The 681-nt window shown below is 55.1% G+C and carries 1 rRNA gene (only partly in view); it reads left to right on the top strand.

Annotated features, from left to right (window positions below):
- Positions 1-514: ribosomal RNA gene (locus M516_RS0121995) — 16S ribosomal RNA — on the top strand; it begins 993 nt to the left of the window's first position.
- Positions 515-681: the final 167 nt, after the last annotated feature.

The following is a 681-nucleotide window of genomic DNA, read 5'->3' as shown; positions in this document are numbered from 1 at the left end:
CTTCGGGGCAGCGGTGACAGGTGGTGCATGGTTGTCGTCAGCTCGTGTCGTGAGATGTTGGGTTAAGTCCCGCAACGAGCGCAACCCTTATCTTTAGTTGCCAGCATTCAGTTGGGCACTCTAGAGAGACTGCCGTCGACAAGACGGAGGAAGGCGGGGATGACGTCAAATCATCATGCCCCTTATGACCTGGGCTACACACGTGCTACAATGGCTGGTACAACGGGACGCAAGCCCGCGAGGGTAAGCCAATCTCTTAAAACCAGTCTCAGTTCGGATTGCAGGCTGCAACTCGCCTGCATGAAGTCGGAATCGCTAGTAATCGCGGATCAACATGCCGCGGTGAATACGTTCCCGGGCCTTGTACACACCGCCCGTCACACCACGAGAGTTTGCAACACCCGAAGTCGGTGAGGTAACCGCAAGGAGCCAGCCGCCGAAGGTGGGGTAGATGATTGGGGTGAAGTCGTAACAAGGTATCCGTACCGGAAGGTGCGGATGGATCACCTCCTTTCTACGGAGCTTCGGCTAGTTAACGCCCGTTCGCTGTTCAGTTTTGAAGGAGCATACCCAAATAGGCTTTGGGGCCCCCGAAAAGTACTCGGAATATGCTTCGAAGCATCACGTCACTTTTTGGGGTAATATCTGGGCCTATAGCTCAGTTGGTCAGAGCGCACGCCT

The organism is Brevibacillus thermoruber 423, from assembly GCF_000454065.1.
Lineage (GTDB): Bacteria > Bacillota > Bacilli > Brevibacillales > Brevibacillaceae > Brevibacillus > Brevibacillus thermoruber.
This window is presented reverse-complemented; position numbering and strand designations above follow the sequence as displayed.